Source organism: Flavobacterium sp. AK-301 (genome assembly GCF_058310215.1).
Genome location: NZ_JBZEES010000002.1, coordinates 16,417 through 34,094 on the forward strand (window position 1 = coordinate 16,417; position 17,678 = coordinate 34,094).

Annotated in this window: 11 protein-coding genes; 4 read left to right on the forward strand and 7 right to left on the reverse strand. The window is 33.6% G+C overall.

What is annotated here, in order from left to right:
• Positions 1-7: 7 nt before the first annotated feature.
• The gene (locus AC4FQX_RS03705) at positions 8-1,306 is read right to left on the reverse strand and encodes a cytochrome ubiquinol oxidase subunit I (RefSeq protein ID WP_491166323.1); all 1,299 of its coding nucleotides are present in this window, start codon (positions 1,304-1,306) and stop codon (positions 8-10) included.
• A gap of 205 nt (positions 1,307-1,511) precedes the next feature.
• On the opposite strand from AC4FQX_RS03705, the gene AC4FQX_RS03710 reads away from it, so the two are divergent.
• Positions 1,512-2,765 carry a YdcF family protein gene (locus tag AC4FQX_RS03710; protein WP_491166324.1) on the forward strand — a complete coding sequence of 418 codons (1,254 nt, stop codon included), beginning with the start codon at positions 1,512-1,514 and terminating at the stop codon, positions 2,763-2,765.
• 21 nt (positions 2,766-2,786) lie between these two features.
• Here the strand turns inward: AC4FQX_RS03710 and AC4FQX_RS03715 are convergent, their stop codons facing one another.
• Together AC4FQX_RS03715 and AC4FQX_RS03720 are read right to left on the reverse strand one after the other, a co-directional pair.
• Positions 2,787-3,749 carry an XAC2610-related protein gene (locus AC4FQX_RS03715; protein ID WP_491166325.1) on the reverse strand — a complete coding sequence of 321 codons (963 nt, stop codon included), beginning with the start codon at positions 3,747-3,749 and terminating at the stop codon, positions 2,787-2,789.
• Positions 3,750-3,760: 11 nt separating this feature from the next.
• The gene (locus tag AC4FQX_RS03720; RefSeq protein WP_491166326.1) at positions 3,761-4,696 is read right to left on the reverse strand and encodes a glycerophosphodiester phosphodiesterase family protein; all 936 of its coding nucleotides are present in this window, start codon (positions 4,694-4,696) and stop codon (positions 3,761-3,763) included.
• A gap of 1,157 nt (positions 4,697-5,853) precedes the next feature.
• Between AC4FQX_RS03720 and AC4FQX_RS03725 the strand changes: the two genes are divergently transcribed.
• Positions 5,854-6,294, forward strand: coding sequence for an Lrp/AsnC family transcriptional regulator (locus tag AC4FQX_RS03725; protein WP_491166327.1), 441 nt, complete (start codon positions 5,854-5,856; stop codon positions 6,292-6,294).
• Between the two features lie 58 nt (positions 6,295-6,352).
• Here AC4FQX_RS03725 and AC4FQX_RS03730 read toward each other — a convergent pair whose 3' ends face one another.
• The 4 genes from AC4FQX_RS03730 to AC4FQX_RS03745 form a co-directional block, all read right to left on the reverse strand.
• Complete coding sequence (locus tag AC4FQX_RS03730; protein WP_491166328.1) at positions 6,353-6,784, reverse strand: GNAT family N-acetyltransferase; 432 nt, start codon at positions 6,782-6,784, stop codon at positions 6,353-6,355.
• Between the two features lie 183 nt (positions 6,785-6,967).
• Complete coding sequence (locus AC4FQX_RS03735; protein ID WP_491166329.1) at positions 6,968-8,959, reverse strand: TonB-copper family protein; 1,992 nt, start codon at positions 8,957-8,959, stop codon at positions 6,968-6,970.
• Between the two features lie 78 nt (positions 8,960-9,037).
• Positions 9,038-9,883, reverse strand: coding sequence for a hypothetical protein (locus AC4FQX_RS03740; RefSeq protein WP_491166330.1), 846 nt, complete (start codon positions 9,881-9,883; stop codon positions 9,038-9,040).
• 80 nt (positions 9,884-9,963) lie between these two features.
• Positions 9,964-10,299 carry a hypothetical protein gene (locus tag AC4FQX_RS03745; RefSeq protein WP_491166331.1) on the reverse strand — a complete coding sequence of 112 codons (336 nt, stop codon included), beginning with the start codon at positions 10,297-10,299 and terminating at the stop codon, positions 9,964-9,966.
• Between the two features lie 362 nt (positions 10,300-10,661).
• Between AC4FQX_RS03745 and AC4FQX_RS03750 the strand changes: the two genes are divergently transcribed.
• Positions 10,662-11,222: an NADPH-dependent FMN reductase gene (locus AC4FQX_RS03750; protein WP_491166332.1), complete on the forward strand. Its 561-nt coding sequence runs from the start codon at positions 10,662-10,664 to the stop codon at positions 11,220-11,222.
• Positions 11,223-11,738: 516 nt separating this feature from the next.
• Positions 11,739-17,645 (forward strand): alpha-2-macroglobulin family protein, encoded by a 5,907-nt coding sequence (locus tag AC4FQX_RS03755; RefSeq protein WP_491166333.1) that lies wholly within the window; start codon positions 11,739-11,741, stop codon positions 17,643-17,645.
• Positions 17,646-17,678: the final 33 nt, after the last annotated feature.

Consider the following 17,678-nt stretch of genomic DNA (forward strand, 5'->3'; position numbering starts at 1 on the left):
ATCTTATTTATTTAGCGTTATTAAGTACTCTGATTTGTCTGGACATTAACCAGGTAATGGCAATGGTCAGAATTGTGTACAGTACAATATACATATAGAAACTAAATACAATACCGGGCATCGGGGTAACGGCATCTTTGGTTTTCATTACATTATGAATAATCCAGGGTTGTCTGCCTACTTCTGTAACGATCCAGCCGGCTTCGAGTGCAATGAATCCCATTGGTGCCATGAAAATAAACAGAAGCCAGTATTTAGGGCTATTCAGCCAGTTTTTCTTTTTTAAACTGATAAGATATAAGATTCCCGTCAGCATTAAAAGGGTTCCGAGACCTACCATGGTCTGAAAGGCATAGTGAACAATGGCTACAGGAGGTCTTTCGTCTTCCGGAAAAGCATTTAATCCTTTTACTTCGGCATTGGGGTCACCGAAGGCGAGAAAGGAAAGTGCTTTTGGTATTTCAATTTTATAGGATACTTCTTGAGTTTCTTCATTTACTATTCCGCCTATAAATAATGGAACTCCTTTTTCTGTGTTATAATGGGCTTCAAGTGCGGCCAGTTTCACCGGTTGTCTTACTGCAATGTCTTTAGCGGATATATCACCGCTTAAAGGTTGTAATATTGCTGCAACGGCGCCAAAGACAATGGCTATTTTAAAAGCTTTTTTGTGTAATTCGACATTTCGCTGTTTATAGACCTGATAAGCGTGTATTCCTGCTACAGCAAATCCGGTTGCGGTAAAGGCTGCTAAGGTCATATGTAAAGCTTGTGTGAACCAGGCAGGATTTAAAAAGGCTTTTACGGGATCTATATTAATAAATTGCCCGTTAACGTAATCAAATCCTGATGGGGCATTCATCCAACTGTTTGCGGATACTACCAAAATTCCGGATGCTACTCCGGCAATTCCAATGATTACTCCGGTAAACCAATGGAATTTTTCGGGCAGTTTGTCCCATCCGTACAGATAGAATCCTAATGCAATGGCTTCAATAAAGAAAGCGGCTCCTTCGAGAGAGAAAGGCATTCCGATAATGGGACCTGCGTGTTTCATGAATTCGGGCCAGAGTAGTCCGAGTTCGAAGGATAATGCGGTTCCGGAAACAGCGCCTGTTACAAAAAATATGGCGACTCCTTTTTGCCAGGATTTAGTAAGGGTAAGATAGACAGGGTTTTTTGTTCTGAGCCATTTGTAATGGGATACTACCATAAAGAAAGGCATTACCATACCAATACAGGCAAAAACAATGTGAAAAATTAGTGTGAAAGCCATTTGTAGTCTGGCTGCTTCTAAATTTTCCATAAGATCTTTTTTTGTGGATTAGGGTCTCACAAATGTACTGTTTTATAGTTGATAGTTTTTATTTGATGATTGATAGTTTTTGTAAAAGGTGAGCTATTATTTTAAAGCTATTCTGAGGACTTTTCTCTTTTTATATTTTCTCTTTTATTTTTTGCAAAAAACATTTAAGTAACTTTACTGCTTTGTTAAACTTGTATTATAGTATATGTTGAGGAAAATAGCTTTATTTGTTTTGTTATCTGTTGTGGGGTACTCTTCTGTTTTAAATGCTCAGGATAAGGATGTAATTCTTTATAAATCCAATTCTGTTATTCAGGATAAGAATTTCTATTTTCTTACGGTTTTACAGAATGACAAGGGTATAAATGCTATCCTGTTAAAAGATAAGATATTTTCTAAAATTAGAACCTCAAGAATTGACAGAATAACAAAAAGCCTGGAATTGTGTCAAAAAGATATTCCTTGTTTAGTGGATGCTTATTCTTGGTCTGATGATGAGATTACCGCTATTGGTGCGCGTTTCGTTCAGTTATATCATCAGGAAAAGGTTTTTAAAATAATATATAATCATTTGAAGGATTCCGGGAAGTATCAGAATTTTAATGGGATGTCGCCTGAAAAATATATTGAGGCTTCCTGGAGGCTATGTGTTGCAGGAATGAATAATCTGCTAAAGGTATATGGTCGGGGAGAAGCTCCTTTATATCCTAAGATTGATTCGGTTTCTTATGATGTGAAAAGTTTGTTTTATCATCGTTCTGTTTATTTATGGAGTGAGGCACTGCATCGTGAAAGGAAAGGGAGTGAATTGTTTTTTGAAAGCTCTCTTGATTTCTGTTTGGCTTTATTATATATGAATCATCGTAATGAACTTGAATTATATGAGCCACTAGCAGAAAAGGGGAATAGGGAAGCGTTAGTTTTTGCTGAAGATCTCTCATGGGATGATTATCCTTATTCTTCTATTTTAGTTTTGGGAAATGGTCCTGAAAATTATACGGATCGATTGTCTGCTCTGGGGAAACTGAATTTACGACTGGGAGTGCAGTTGTTTAGAGAGAATAAAGCGCCTTTTATTATGGTTTCGGGAGGTCATGCTCATCCTTTTCGAACACCGTATTGTGAAGCAATTGAAATGAAAAGAGAGCTGATGGAGTATTATGGTATTCCGGAAGAACATATTATTATTGATCCGCATGCGCGTCATACTGCAACGAATGTGCGAAATGCTGTTCGTTTAATGATTGAATATAAATTTCCGATGGAAAAGAAAGCATTGGTTGTAACGAATAAGGAACATAGTGATTATGTTGGGTCAGATCGTTTTATCCAGCGATTTATAACGGAATTGGGGTATAAACCTGCGGAGATTTTAAAACGTATATCTCCTTATACTTTGGAATTTATACCGAACAGGACTTCTTTGCATCAGAATCCATTGGACCCATTGGATCCGTAGTCGTTTTTAGAGTTTTGAAGGTTAAGGTTTAGAGTTAACCGGGTGAGGGACTTCTACAGATTTCCCATTTTGGATTTGATAATTAATGGTTCCGGATTCTCCGTTCTCGTATGAGTATTCTTTTTTGGTCAGGTAATAATGACCGTCTTTGAATATATAGGAGTAATCTGTTTCATTTCCTCTGCCGTCCGCTTCAAGTCGGACAATAACATTATCAAAGTAATTTACAAAAACGACTTCCAGTTCTTCCAGTTCTGCATTTCGTTCAAATTGTTTTGTCTCAGGATTATATAGGAAATAGAGTTGTCCCCAATCGTATTTTGTTCTTTCCGGAAAGAAATATGGAATAGCCAAATCCATAAATCCGTCAAAATTATAATCTGCAAACACAATTTCTCCTGCTTTTTCCTCTTTGTTCAGATACTGATTCAGATCAGTGAGGGTCTGAACAATCTTATCATTGTCATCTCTGATAATTACTTTTTTTAATAAGACATAGTTCTGGTAGAGATTTGGGTTTTCTTCTTTATCAAAATCAGAGGTTGTACTAAATTCAAACTGAAGATTCTGATTTAAATTAGAGATTTTTTGGGTCAGAATAAGAGGTAATGTTTTTGTTTTATTTGCGTTGCTCCATGTACCGGAAAGGTTATACTGAGAATCAAATGTACCCTTTAGATATCCTGAGATTTGAGATTTTGCTGTTTTGGTATTAAAATAGCTTTCTTTTAATTCAATAGTATTCAAATAACTAAAAACACCGGAGAGATCAATTTTATTTTTGTTCTTAGAATGGTTGTATTTGTATTGTCCACTGATGTAAGAATCAGACGGAGGATTGTCTGACATTTCCAGAGTTACAGTTACAGGATATTTACCTATCATTCCTTCAAATGGCAGGATTATTTTTTGTTTCTGATAAAATTGAGCATGAACCGGAATATATAGTACTACTAATAGAATTAGAAAGATAAATTGTTTCATTATAGTGAAATTTACTGTTCTTGCTGATGCGTAATATGGTCAGACTGTAATTTATATTCTTCCATATATTTTAGCAGTTCTTTACCGGCTTCCTGATTGCGGTCTGATGAAAGTATACTTGCACCGTTTTTGATCAGAGCGGAATATAACTGATCTCCGTTAGTTGCCGCACTGCGGTCTAAGTTTCCCATAGTTCCAAGTATGCAGGGAATTCCTCTGCTGTGTAAATATTCATATACTTTGATATCCGGTTCGGAAGTTCCTACAAAGGCAACCATGTTTTCAACTTTTACACCGTACTTTTCCATACGCTCTATATCTTCTTTTCCTCTTGCGGATACGGAGATCATCATTTCCGGAGCAAAAGCGGCTACTTCTCCTGCCTGATTTGCATTATAGGTTATAATAACAGAATAGGTTTCAGCTTTGTTTTTGCGGACAGCATCAATGATTGTTTTGAACGGAATACCTCGTTTTACATCCAGAGTCAAGATTACTTTTCCATTACTCCACTGTAATACATCGTCGAGTGTTGGGATTTGAAAATCCGTTACATTACCGTCATTATCTTTTAATCGTAACTGACACAGTTCTTCAAAAGTGTAGTTCTCTATTCTTCCGGTTCCTGTTGTAGTTCTGTCGAGTGTGTTATCATGCATCATTACCAGAACGTTGTCTTTACTCATAGCAATATCTGTTTCGATAATTGCGGGATGAAACTGAATGGTGTTTTGAAAAGTTTCGATAGCATTTTCAGGATAACCTTTTGTCGGTCCGCCGCGATGTGCACTTACTAATGGTATTGTGGTATTAGTATACTTAAAAAAAGCATTGAGTTCCTTTACAGTATCAAATTTTAAAAGAAATTCCGATTGCTGGTTGTAACCTCTAAAAGATACCAGACTTAAGAGAAATAAGAGGAATAAAGTACGTGTATTATTTAGCATAGTAATAGGGGAATCTGTTTTATTTTTTCAAAATTAAGAAAAGTAAATCAGAAAACATTTTATTTCTGTCACACTTTACAATTTTGGGTATCTAAGTAGTAGTTTAACGTATTAAAAAGATATATTAAAACGAGAAACAAATATAATTTACATTTTTCAAACACTAACAATAATGGTGTGATTTAGAGAAGCATTATAGGAAAATTGATAATTTTTGTATATTAATTTATAATTTATATACTTTATAGGAATAGTTTTCCAAAAATTGTATTATATTTGAATTCAATAAAACATGTTTTATACGTTATATTTTTTTTTGTTATTAAAAAATTTATTTATTATTATTATTTTATGAAATAATAATTTATTTTTACATTTTGTATTATAAGGATAAAATATAGGTATTTAAATTAGATTATGTTTTTCCTTATATTTTGTTTTAATCAGGAATAAAGATGTGATTTATTTAGTAAAAGAATTAAGTTTAAAAATTAGAGAGTATCCAATTAAATATCAATAAATTATGAAAAAATAGAATTATAATTTGTATGTTCTGATCATTGTAGTTTTTGCGTTTTTTTTATCCGTTTATACTACGGAAGAGATCTTTACAAGATTTATGTATCAGAGAAAGGATAATCTTTTTGTAAAAAGTGATCCTTAATAAGTTTACAAAGACTAGTTAATTGTGATAGTTATGAAAATAATATCTGATAATTATCGTTGTCTTTAATATTGAAACAGTAGTTTCTTATTTTATGATTTTGAGTTAGTAATAATATTAATTTTTTTGTGTAAAAATTATAATATTTAACAATTTTCGATATATCCGGTATTGGAAGAAGCTGTTAAAGTAATCTTTCGATATAAAACAAATGTTTTTTTTTTGTTTAAAATTGTTTAAAATAAAATTATATGTAAGTTTTTTTTTATATTTTTCATATTGAAAATACTTTTGTTGTGTATTGTTAATAATTTTATGATTTATTTGTGTAAAATCTCTTTTTACTTTTCTAATTTTGTCTCGTTCTGAATAATAGATTTGTATATTTATAATAGAATTTTACCCCAAAAAAGATTGAAATAATTTTATTAACCTTTAAAAATATAACTTAAAAACTTTTTTTACCCCTTTAAATTTAATTAATCCCAAGAATATGATCAAAGATAAACTAGATTGGAAAATAATCGATGTTTTACAAGACGACGCAAGATTGTCTTTCGCTGAAATCGGACGTATAGTAGGTCTGTCAGCACCGTCAGTTAAAGAAAGAGTTCAAAGACTCGAAGAAACTGAAGTAATTAAAGCTTATACAACTGTTATTGATCCTCAAAAAGCAGGGTATTCATTATCAGCTTCTATTACTTTTACTCCTCATCCGGGGAAACTAAAACCTTTTTTAGATGTTGTTACAAAAATTCCTGAAGTGAATGATTGTAGCAGAATGACCGGATCAGATGCTTTGTTGATGAGAGTCACTCTGATAGATATACACAATTTAGAACGGTTAATTGATCGATTAGTTGTGTATGGAGAGTCTTCTACTAATATTGTTATTACTGATGTGGTCAGAAATAAAAAAATAATGTGCATGTAAAAATGCCTCTTTTATAAAATAAATTCCCTTTACTGATTCAGTAAAGGGAATTTTTATTTTAGCTCAGTTCCATATGGAGTATCGGATAGGGTTTTTTCATTCCATCCAATTCGGATCGACTGATGATCTTAAAACCTTTACTTTTATAAAAACCTACTGCTTGTTCATTCTGTTCATTTACATCAACTTTTGTTGTTTTTAATTCATGTATAGCAAAATCCAGCAGTTTTGTTCCGGTTCCGGTTCTCCTGTTATCAGGATGAATAAACAACATTTCTATTTTATCTGTATCGACTCCCAGAAAACCAATTATATTTTTACTTTCATTACGAATACAGAAAAGCTGAACCATATTGAGATACTGATTCAGAATGAGTGGTTTATAATATAAAATATCAGCTTCATCCAGAAAATCATGTGTAGCTCTTACAGATGCTTCCCAAACAGTAATGATTTCGTTATAATCCTTTTTAGATATTGTTTCTATCATCTGTATTGTTTAAAAAAGACTCAAAGTTACAGGGATTTAGAGCTTTGAAATAAGTAATAATAGTAAAAATATAAAATTATTTTATTTTTTGAACAAAGAGAATGTTAGTTTTTGATTTAGATTCTTAAGATCATGAATTAATTTTATATTTATTTATTATTATATATTATTTTTACTTGTTTTTTAGATAATAAATGAAACGTTTAAAAATAGGTTTCTACCTTTTCTCAGAATATGATTCCAGTCTGAATAAGTAGAATAACGCTTATCAAATATATTTTCAACTCCTAGTTTTAAATACAGTTTTGTTTTACCGGGATAAAGGGTATATCCTGCATACCAGTTATATAAAATATAGGCAGGTGTTTCTCTTTCTCCATATTCAGCACTATAGCGATACTGATTATCAGCTCCCTGTAGCGTTATTTCTGTTGCAAAATCTTTATAAGTATATCCTAGTGAAGTAGAATAGGAGAAAGGACGTAATAAAGGTATTTTTTCATTGTCAGAGCCTTTTCCATAAGTATAGCCTATTTTTCCTTTCCATTGTAGTCTGTTAGTAAACCGGTACTCAGCAGACCAGTCTGTATTCCATAAAGAAACATAATCGAGAGCGGAGTAGATGCGGACTCCGGAAGCGCCAATGGTCATAGGGCTCAGAGAGGGATCCTGCTTTCCTATAATATAATTCATAATATGGAAAAAAGAAGTGGTAAGTTCTGTTTTAAATCCGTTGGTTTTATAACGAATCGCAAAATTTCCTTCTAGTGATTTCTCGTTTTTTAAATTAGGGTTTCCGATATAGTCATAACCGTCAAAACTGTTGAATAAATAGAAACCATATCCTTCTGAAACGGAAGGGGCTCTTTCTCCGTAGCCGGTTCCGAGTATATATTCGAAATTATTTTTTGTATAGATATATTCTCCTGCAAGACTCCATAAAAAACGCTGTTTTGTTTTAGAGAGTCCGGGATAAAAAATTTGTAAACTGTTCAGTCCAAAATCGTCTGAGATTGTATTACTATGAAAACCCAGACGGGTAGAAAATTTAAGTGCTTTATTTTCTTTTAAAGTGATTTTATCCTCTATATATAGTCCGGAATTCCAGGTGGTCACATCGGGCCATGTAAGCATAAACATGGGGCTTTCGTTCGGATTGTTCGGGTACATTGTCATTTCTGCTTTTGAGGTATTATGATAAGAGCTCAGATTAGCAGTGAATTGATGCTGATTTGTTTTTCCCTGAAGTTTAGAATAAAATCCATACGTGTCACTCCAGCCGGGCATATCCATACGAATGGGAACAACAGGGCGTTTACTGTCATCCATTTTATGAGTGATTGTATTGTAATATATCTTGCTTTCCCAGTTTTTGAATATAGGGGAAATATTTTTTTGTTCATAGCTTAGGGAGGTTATTAAAGCTCTTGCCAGAGAGACATCCATGGGTAAGGCAGGGTAGCCGACATCATTTGCTTCATCAAATATAAAAGAGGCTTCTATACTTTTATTCTCTGCAAGACGAACTCCCATTATGGTAGAAAAGTTGTATTTTGTATATTGGGAATATAGGATTTTTTCTCCTTTTCCTGCTTTATAATTATTGGCATCGCGATACATGAAATTCGTATTTGTAAAAAAGTTTTTACTACTGTGGTATACGCCTAGTCCATAACTTTTAAGATCTCCGTTTGCTTCATATCCTGTATCAAAATTAGCACCCCATCCAGTATTTTGAAAGTTGCTTTTCTTTCGTTTCAGATCTATGGAACCGCCTATTGTGGCATTATTTTCGGAACCTTGTTGCCCTGAGGAGATATGTGCTTCTTGTAAGTTTGAAATTTCGATATATGAAGTAACAGGGTCCATTTTGTCTGTACAGGCACCAAAGATCTGCATACCGTCGATTGTTATTGAGGTTCTTTCAGAAGCCATTCCGTTAATAGTAGGTTCCCAGGCATAGGCACCTCTTTTTATCATATTGATTTTGCCGGATTGTTCCAGATATTCATCCAGAGAAGCTAGTGGTTTCGCCTGTTTCTGATGTTTTACTTCTGAAGCTCCGATAATAATTACTTCATTCAGGGGAATTATACTAACTGAATCTTTTGACTGCTCTTGTGCTGAGAGTGTATTAAAGGAATAGAGGAAGATAAAAAATATTATTTTTTTCATGGTGTTTGCTTTTAGATAAAAGGAGTGTTTTTAATTATTACAATTAAGAACCTCCTTTATCATTTTTGAATACAGATACTAGAATTCTATTTCAAAGAAAAGACTGCTGCTTTCATTTTCAGCAGTAATATCTTCTCCTTTCAGAACTTCCTGAGCCTGGTTCAGAACTTTTAGGTTTATCTTCCAGTAACCGGACATAGTAAGGGAAAGATTACCGTGGTATAACTGATCCTGTAAGTAAACCGGGTTAACATTATTAGGAGAACTGTGATTACCCATACTCGGCATTCTCGGATCTATATGAATAGTGTAGTTTTCAGTAACAGGAAAAGAGATCATATCTTTCATTTCATATAGTCCTATAGTAATATCATTAACGGCAACTTTAGGTGCGGAAGGAGAGATCAGAGCAATAACATATTTTTTATTATCTGTACCTGTAAAAACACTCACGGTTCTTTTTTTGGAGGCGATTACATTTATTTGGTCTGTTGCTTCATAAGTAACTCCATCAATAGTATACTTTATTGTTAATTCCCAGTATTCTAAATCATTACTCGCCATTTGAAAAATAATATAGCCATTATAGATTGAGGTACTTCCTGGTGTTTTTTTAACTTCAGAGATAGGGCAACTATGTTGCTTTGTAAGCATATGCATGAGGGGTGCCCAGCTGACAGAAGCGTTTGTAACATAATTATTTGTATTCTTATCTTTAATTTTTAGGGAAATAGTATTATATCCCTGTTTGAGAATGCCGTTATCTGTATAAAGTTCAATAGTATGTGTGTCATTAGTGATATCTTTCAGCTTTGATTGCGTTATTTTATCCGTAATAGGGGGTGTAGTAGTATCATCACTGCTTGAACAGGAAAATAGGATAATAGAAAATAGGGCAATTATTATATATTTGAAATTATTCATGTCTTAAATTTTTTATTTATGGTATAAGTCGTCTTTCTCAATAGTTGTACTGAGAGACGAAAAACGGATTTTTAAAAATATTAAGAGCTGAAAGAGGGTGGGCGAAAAGTATAGGAATTCTTTAAATAAGAATATAGATTGGAATAGAGAGAACTGATTTTTGTAAATGATAAAAAAACAGGTTTCTCAAACTGAATGATATCAATAGTATTAAAGAATAATATTTCTAAAGGAGTATTGGTTTTTGTTTCTTTATTCTTAGAGTTAGTATCACTTTCTGAACTTTTTGCCAGCTCATTTTTCAGGTGGCATTTTCCGTTACAATGAAGTGCGGTATTTTCTTTATTGACACAAAGAACGGTTGAAATATAATCATAGTTTATTACATATTGAAAAATAGGAAAAACAGGTTTCAACAGTATAAATAAGGATAATATGATTATGCATTTTTTCACGACACAAATTTAGTTAAATAAAACTAAATATTAGTATTCAGTCTACAGTTTATAGTTCTCAGTATTTAGTTTACAGTATTCAGAATACCTTTGTAACTTTGTGTTGAGTAATTAATGACATTTTACTTCTCACTTTTTATATTTTTATAAAATTATCCATTAAAAGACCACCTTGCCCTTCGGGTTACCCCTTCAGAGGATGGGAACCGATATCGCGGTTTCACATTTCACAAAAATTATCGATTGTAAACTGTCACTTTTCAACTATTTCTATATTCTCTTTTGTTACATTTGTATATCAAATCATCTCAAAACAGATCATTATGAAAATAGTATTATTTAACGGGGCTATAGATTATCAGTTACATACAACTTCTTTTAAATTGTCTGATTATTTAAGAGAAAGATTGCAACGAATGGGACATGAGGTTATCTTGTTTAATGTTGCTGAAAATCCGATTCCTTTTCTGGACATGTCTTTAAAGGAAATACCAATAGAAATAAAAGACATGTGTGATATTTTTACCACATCTGATGCACAAATATGGCTAAGTCCTTTGTATCACGGAGGAATGCCCGGAATAATGAAAAATTGCCTTGACTGGCTGGAATTAACTAGTAAAAATCCAAGTCCATACTTAACGAATCAGATGATAGGAATGATATGCTGGGCAGATGGAGGGTATGCGCTGAACGGTATTCATGCAATGGATAATATTGCTAAATCTCTTAGGGCATGGACGCTCCCTTATAGTGTTCCTTTGATAAAAACAGATTTGTACAGAGAGGTTACAGAGGGGCATTTTTCTAACGTTTGTAGTGAACGTCTGGATCGGTTAATTTGGCTTTTAGTAAGTTCTAAGATAGAAAAGATAGAAGAATAGTTGTTGGTTGTTGGTTCGTGGTTGTTAGCGGTTAGTTGATCGTTTTTGGATGATGGAAATGTTTTTTTTAGAACTTCTATAATTAAGAAAATAAATTTGTTTTGAATGAAATATTAAAGCTTTCTAACCACTAACAACCATCAACCAACATGATTATAAGGAGGGATGGTTTTCAGAAAAAAAAGAATTATTTTTAAAAAAGAATAAAAATTTAATACTTAAAAAATTTAAAGAGATTAATGGCGCGAAATTTGACTATTTTGTGATACGTGAGGGTTTTAATTCCTTTGTTTTTGAAACTGCTCCATTTGAAAACTATTTTGATTATTGTGGAAATTTAACTGACTGGAAATATCCTGTTCAAAATGTAATCGTTAATCATGATAACAAAAGAGGGAATTATTTCGAGGAACATTTCAATTTTCTAAGAACAGAAAAAGGCTATAATTTGATTACCCTTATTTTAAGGACAAAAAAATTAAAATAACAGAATATGAACTATAAATTCAAGTGAATATGAAATTACGAACCGCGTTTAATCTTCTTTTTATACTGAGTCTCTTTTTTACAGGAACTGTAAAGGCTCAGAATAAAGGAAAAACTCTGAATAAAATGAGTAATTATGAAAATCTATGGAAACAGGTAGACGGTTTTGAAAAGCAGTCTCTTCCAAAATCAGCATTAGAACAAACGGATAAGATACTAAAGCAGGCTATTGTGGAGAAGAACAATCCACAGGTAATTAAAGCTTTGGTAATTAAAAATAAATACAAACAGTGGATTGATAGTGAGAGTACTATAGCAATTTTTGCGGAAATAGAAACACTGATCTCAAAAACAACGGATGTTTCTGAGAAAGCATTGTTGCATTCTATGTTGGGTGAACTTTATCTAAACTATTATGAGTCTGACAGCTGGAACATAGGGAGGCGTACGGAACTTTCCGGTTTTGTGCCTGAGGATATGAAGGAATGGACTCGTTCTATTTTCTATGATAAAGCAATTGAAAATTTTAATCTTTCTGTTAAGGAACAAAAAGTACTGGAACAGGTTAAAACCATTCAGTATGCTGCTGTTATTACCTTGGGAAAAGATTCTGAAATCTATTATCCTTCTTTATATGATTTTTTGTTGCTTAGAGCAATTGAGCAGTCACAGAATATAGCTACTAATGAAAGTTTAGAACAAATCTTAAACAGGAGAAATAAAACAATAGCTCTGATTGCTGTACCGGCAAAAGAGTTTGTAAAGGAATCTTTAAACATAGGAAAACAGGATTATAATCTGGTTACTCTTGAATATTATCGTTTACTGTTTTCTTCTTTGTTACAGAGAGATTTGAAAGAAAGTGTTTTACTTACTGAATTGTCTAAAAATGCTTATCTGCAACAAAAATCACCTGTTTATAAAGAAAAATATGCTTTAAATGCATTGCTTTTGCTTGAAAAGGAATGGCGGTTAAAAGATATTACAGTTGAGATTATTGATGCTGTTGTAAGTACTCTGGAAAGTAATATTGTTCGATCAGGATATAACAATGAACTGGATGAGAGGGAGAATAATAAGATTACTACTCAGATATATGACTGGTTACAAAAAGGGATAAAAAATTATCCTGATTATAAAAGAATCAGTGTTTTAAAAAACAGACTTGCTGCTTTAGAACAGCCGTCTGCTGTTATTGATGGGCAAAAAACATTTTATCCGGGTAAAGAAAAAACATTTGATCTGAATTATAAAAACCTGAATCAGCTGATTGTAAAGATTTATAAAGTGGAGCCGGTTTTATATACCGGTGATTATCAGAGGGACAATAAAACGGAGAAAAAGTCTTTGGTAAAAACAGTTAATGTCGCTTTAAACCCTAAAACAACTTATTTAACAGAGAAAACGAAGTTTACAATTGATGTTACTGAGGCAGGAAATTATAAGATTGAAGTGTCTTCTGATAAGTCAACGGTAGATAAGGGAAAGACGGATTTTTATTTTTCTGTTTCAGAAATTGTTTCATTCAGTAGAATGATTAGTAAAAATGAAATGGAATTTTATGTAATGGATCGTGTTACGGGAGCTCCGATACAAGGGGCTACTGTGGGAATTTATTCTTATAATTCTCAAAATTCTAAATATACACTGAAAGAAGAACTAAAAACAGATGCTTCCGGATTTGTTACTTATGGGATAGAGGATCAAAATAATAACAGATATTATTCAGCATATCAGGTTACTTATAAAAAGAATGTGGGAGGTCTTCTAAATAATATGCCTTATTATTATGGATTTTCTGAAGAAAATCAGACAGCTTCTGATATAGAGACTATTTCGATCTTTACGGACAGAAGTATTTACCGTCCGGGTCAAATTGTTTATTTTAAGGCTGTTGCTGCTAATAAATACGGAAAGGAAGACTATAAATTAGTTCCTTCAAAAGAATATAAAGTGATTCTTTATGATTCTAACAGACAGGTGGTTACAGAAAAACTGACCAGAACGAATGATTTTGGTTCTCTTACGGGTGAATTTGTATTACCTCAGGGAAGTCTGAATGGAAATTTCAGTATTCAGATTAATAATAATAGAGAATTTTTTAAAGTGGAGGAATATAAACGTCCTACGTTTGAGATTACTTTTGATAAACCGGATAAGACTTATAAATTCGGAGAAACGATTACTCTAAAAGGAAAAGCAGAAAGTTTTTCCGGTATTAAACTTCAAAATGCTACTGTAGATTATTCTATTACTAAAAGTCAGCTGTTATGGAGATGGGGAGGTAATCCTGAGTTTTATGAAGCAGGAAATACGGTAACAAAAGATGACGGAACATTTGAGGTTGCTTTTATACCTAGAGGAGATCAGAATAAAACTAGTTTTCCTCCGGTATATACTTATAGAGTAACAGCAACTATCACAGATAGTAATGGAGAAACTCAGACAGGGGAATACAGTATCAATGTGGGTAATGTATCGATGTTATTAAATGTATCTGTTCCGGAACGATTGGAAAAAACAACGGATGATAAGGTAAGTATTAAAGCTTCTAATCTTGACGGACAGGAGATTGTTACAGAAGGAACGTATACTATTTATTCTTTAACGGAGCAGGATTCGATTCATCAGAAAGTGGTTTCTTCTAATTTTAGCAGTGGGAAAGAATTCAGCTTGAAAGATAAAGTACAGAAACTGGTTTCCGGTAAATATCGTATAAAAGCGGAAGCAAAGGACAGCAATGGAAATACGGTTGAAAAAGAACAGGATTTTATTCTGTATTCTGAAAAAGATAAGTATCCTCCGGTTAAAACAAACGAATGGATTATTGAGAAAAGTACTGTTTTTAGTAATAGTAAAAAAGGAGAAGTGGTACTGGGAGTTTCAGACAAAGAGGTACATGTATTGTATGAAATTGTAAAGGGGGATAAGATTCTTGAAAGACAACAATTGGTATTAAGTAATGAAAATAAAACATTTGTTCTTCCTTATAAGGAAGTATACGGAGATGGAGTTTATATGGTTTTTACGTATATTAAAGACGAGAAATTATATAATCCTAGAATAGAGATCAAAAAAGAAGAAAAGAAAAAAGATCTGGCTTTAAAATTCAGTGTTTTCAGAGACAAATTACGTCCGGGACAGCAGGAAGAATGGATTATATCAGTTGTAGATGTTAATGGGAAACCGACTTCGGCGGAATTATTAGCTTCGATGTATGATATTTCACTGGATAAGATCTATAAAAGTAAAGACTGGTTATGGAATTTGTCCAACAGAATTAATACAATTAATCCTGTTGTTTTATCGGTAGATAATTCTTTTTCAGGGATATATCAGTATATTTATTTTGATACTGATGGTTTAAAGGAGGTTCCGTTTTTATTTGACCGATTGAATTGGTATGATTTTAATTTTTATGGTAATTATCATTTAACGGGAACTATAAGAGCTGATTATGAATCATCCAGACCGGTAATGGCGGCAGGGGCTCCGTCTTTTGAGTCAAAAAACAAAACTCATAAAAGAAGTAGTGATAGTACGGATTCTGAAATAGTAGTAACGGAACTTGCTGTTGCAGATGCTACTTCGGAAGGAAGTAATTCGGCTCCGGCAATTCGTCGTAACTTTAATGAGACGGCTTTCTTTTATCCGCAATTGCGCACGAATGAAAAAGGGGAGACGGTAATTGCTTTTACGGTTCCGGAAAGTAATACAACCTGGAAATTCAGAGCTTTAGCGTATGATAAAGCTTTAAATACAGGAAGTCTTGAGGCACAAACGGTTTCTCGTAAGGAGTTAATGGTAACGCCGAATATGCCGAGATTTATACGTCAGGGTGATAAAGTAAGTATTGCAACTAAAATATCAAACTTATCGGATAAGGCTTTATCGGGTAAAGTGCGTATCGAGTTCTTTAATCCGGCAGATGAAAGTACTTCTAAAATATTGGTTTATAATCAGATACAGTCTTTTCAGATTGATAAAGAGGCTTCAACTTCTGTAAACTGGACTTTTACTGTTCCTGAGAATATAGATGTATTGGGATGTCGTATAGTGGCTGAGAATGCAACTTTTAGTGATGGAGAACAACAGGTTTTAGCGGTGTTACCAAACAGAATGTTGGTTACGGAAAGTATACCGTTGAATGTTAATGGTAATGAGACAAAGAAATTCAGAATGGATCAACTGATTAACAGTACTTCCGGTTCTCTTTCTAATTATCGTTTAACGCTGGAATTTAATTCTAATCCGGCATGGTATGCTGTTCAGGCATTACCGGTTTTAAGTAATCCGGATAATGAGGATGTGGTCAACTGGTTTGCGAGTTATTATGTAAATACTCTGGGCTATTCTATTTCGCAATCGTATCCGAAAGTGAGTTCTATGATCGATGCCTGGAAAAAACAGGGAGGAACAAAAGAAACATTATATTCTAAATTGCAAAAGAATGAGGAACTGAAAAATGTTCTTTTGGAGGAAACACCGTGGGTGCTGGAAGCAAAAGATGAAACGCAGCAAATGCAGAGTTTATCGCTTTTGTTTGATCTGAATCGCTCTAAACAAATGACGGATGCGGCAATTGCAAAATTACAGAGTTTGCAGAATCCTGATGGTGGATGGTCCTGGTTTAAAGGTATGAAGTCAAGCAGAAGTATTACACAATATGTTCTATACGGGTTTTCTCAGTTAATTCATCTGAATGCGGTAGAATATCCTGAAAGTGTAAAGATCATGCAGATGAATGCTCTGAAATTTATTGACAGTCAGTTGAAAGAGGATTTTGATAATCTGAAAAAACATAATAAAGACTGGCAGAAGATCACGAGTATTTCAACGAATCAGTTAGAGTTTTTATATGTCCGTTCTAATTACAGAGATATTCCTATTAGTCAGGAAACAAGAGAGGCAGAGCGTTTTTATACTTCTGTTGTAGAAAAGAACTGGACAAAATCGAGTCTTTACGAACGTTCTGTATTAGCGGTATTAGCGAAACAAAACGGAAATAAAGCTCTTGTGGAAAGTATTATGAAATCGTTGAGAGAGCATGCTACTGTTACTGATGAAATGGGAATGTTCTGGGCGAATAACCGTAGTCAGGCTTTTATGTCTCAATCTGCTGTAACGGTTCATACTTTTATTATGGAAGCTTTCAGAGAATCAGGGGCGAGTCCGGCAGAAATGAATAGGATGAAACGTTGGTTGTTAAAACAGAAACAGACTCAGAAATGGGAATCTACTCATGCTACAATGGATGCGATTTATGCGCTATTAAGCACAGGTACGGACTGGCTGGCAAATGACGGACAGGCAAAAATTACGATTCATAATAAGGTAGTGGAAACGCAAAGTAAAGAGTTGGGAACAGGGTATATAAAACAGGTCTGGAATGCTAGCGAGATTATACCGGAAATGGGTGTTGTTACGGTAGAGAAAAAAGACGATCAGCCTGCCTGGGGTGCTTTATACTGGCAGTATTTTGAGGATATGGATAAAATATCTAATCAGAAAGGAAGTCTGAGTGTAGAGAAAAAATTATTTGTGGAAAGAACGGGTTCAGCGGGTAAAACGTTAGTTCCGGTAACAGAAAACAGCCCTCTGAAAATCGGGGACAGGGTAGTGGTTCGTTTAACGGTGAAAACAGATCGTGATCTGGAATTCGTTCAGTTGAAAGATATGAGAGCTTCTTGTTTTGAACCAATAGAGGCGATTTCCGGTAATAAATGGCAGAATGGTGCAATGTATTATCAGACTACAAAAGATGCGTCTACAAACTTCTATTTTGATTCACTTGTGAAAGGAACTTATGTATTTGAATATCCTGTTTATGTTGCCCGCTCCGGGGAATATTCAAATGGTATCACAACGATTCAGTGTCTGTATGCACCGGAGTTCATATCTCATACACAGGGCGTAAAAGTGATTGTAAAGGAATAAGTTCTTATTCTTATTTAGGATATTTGATATACG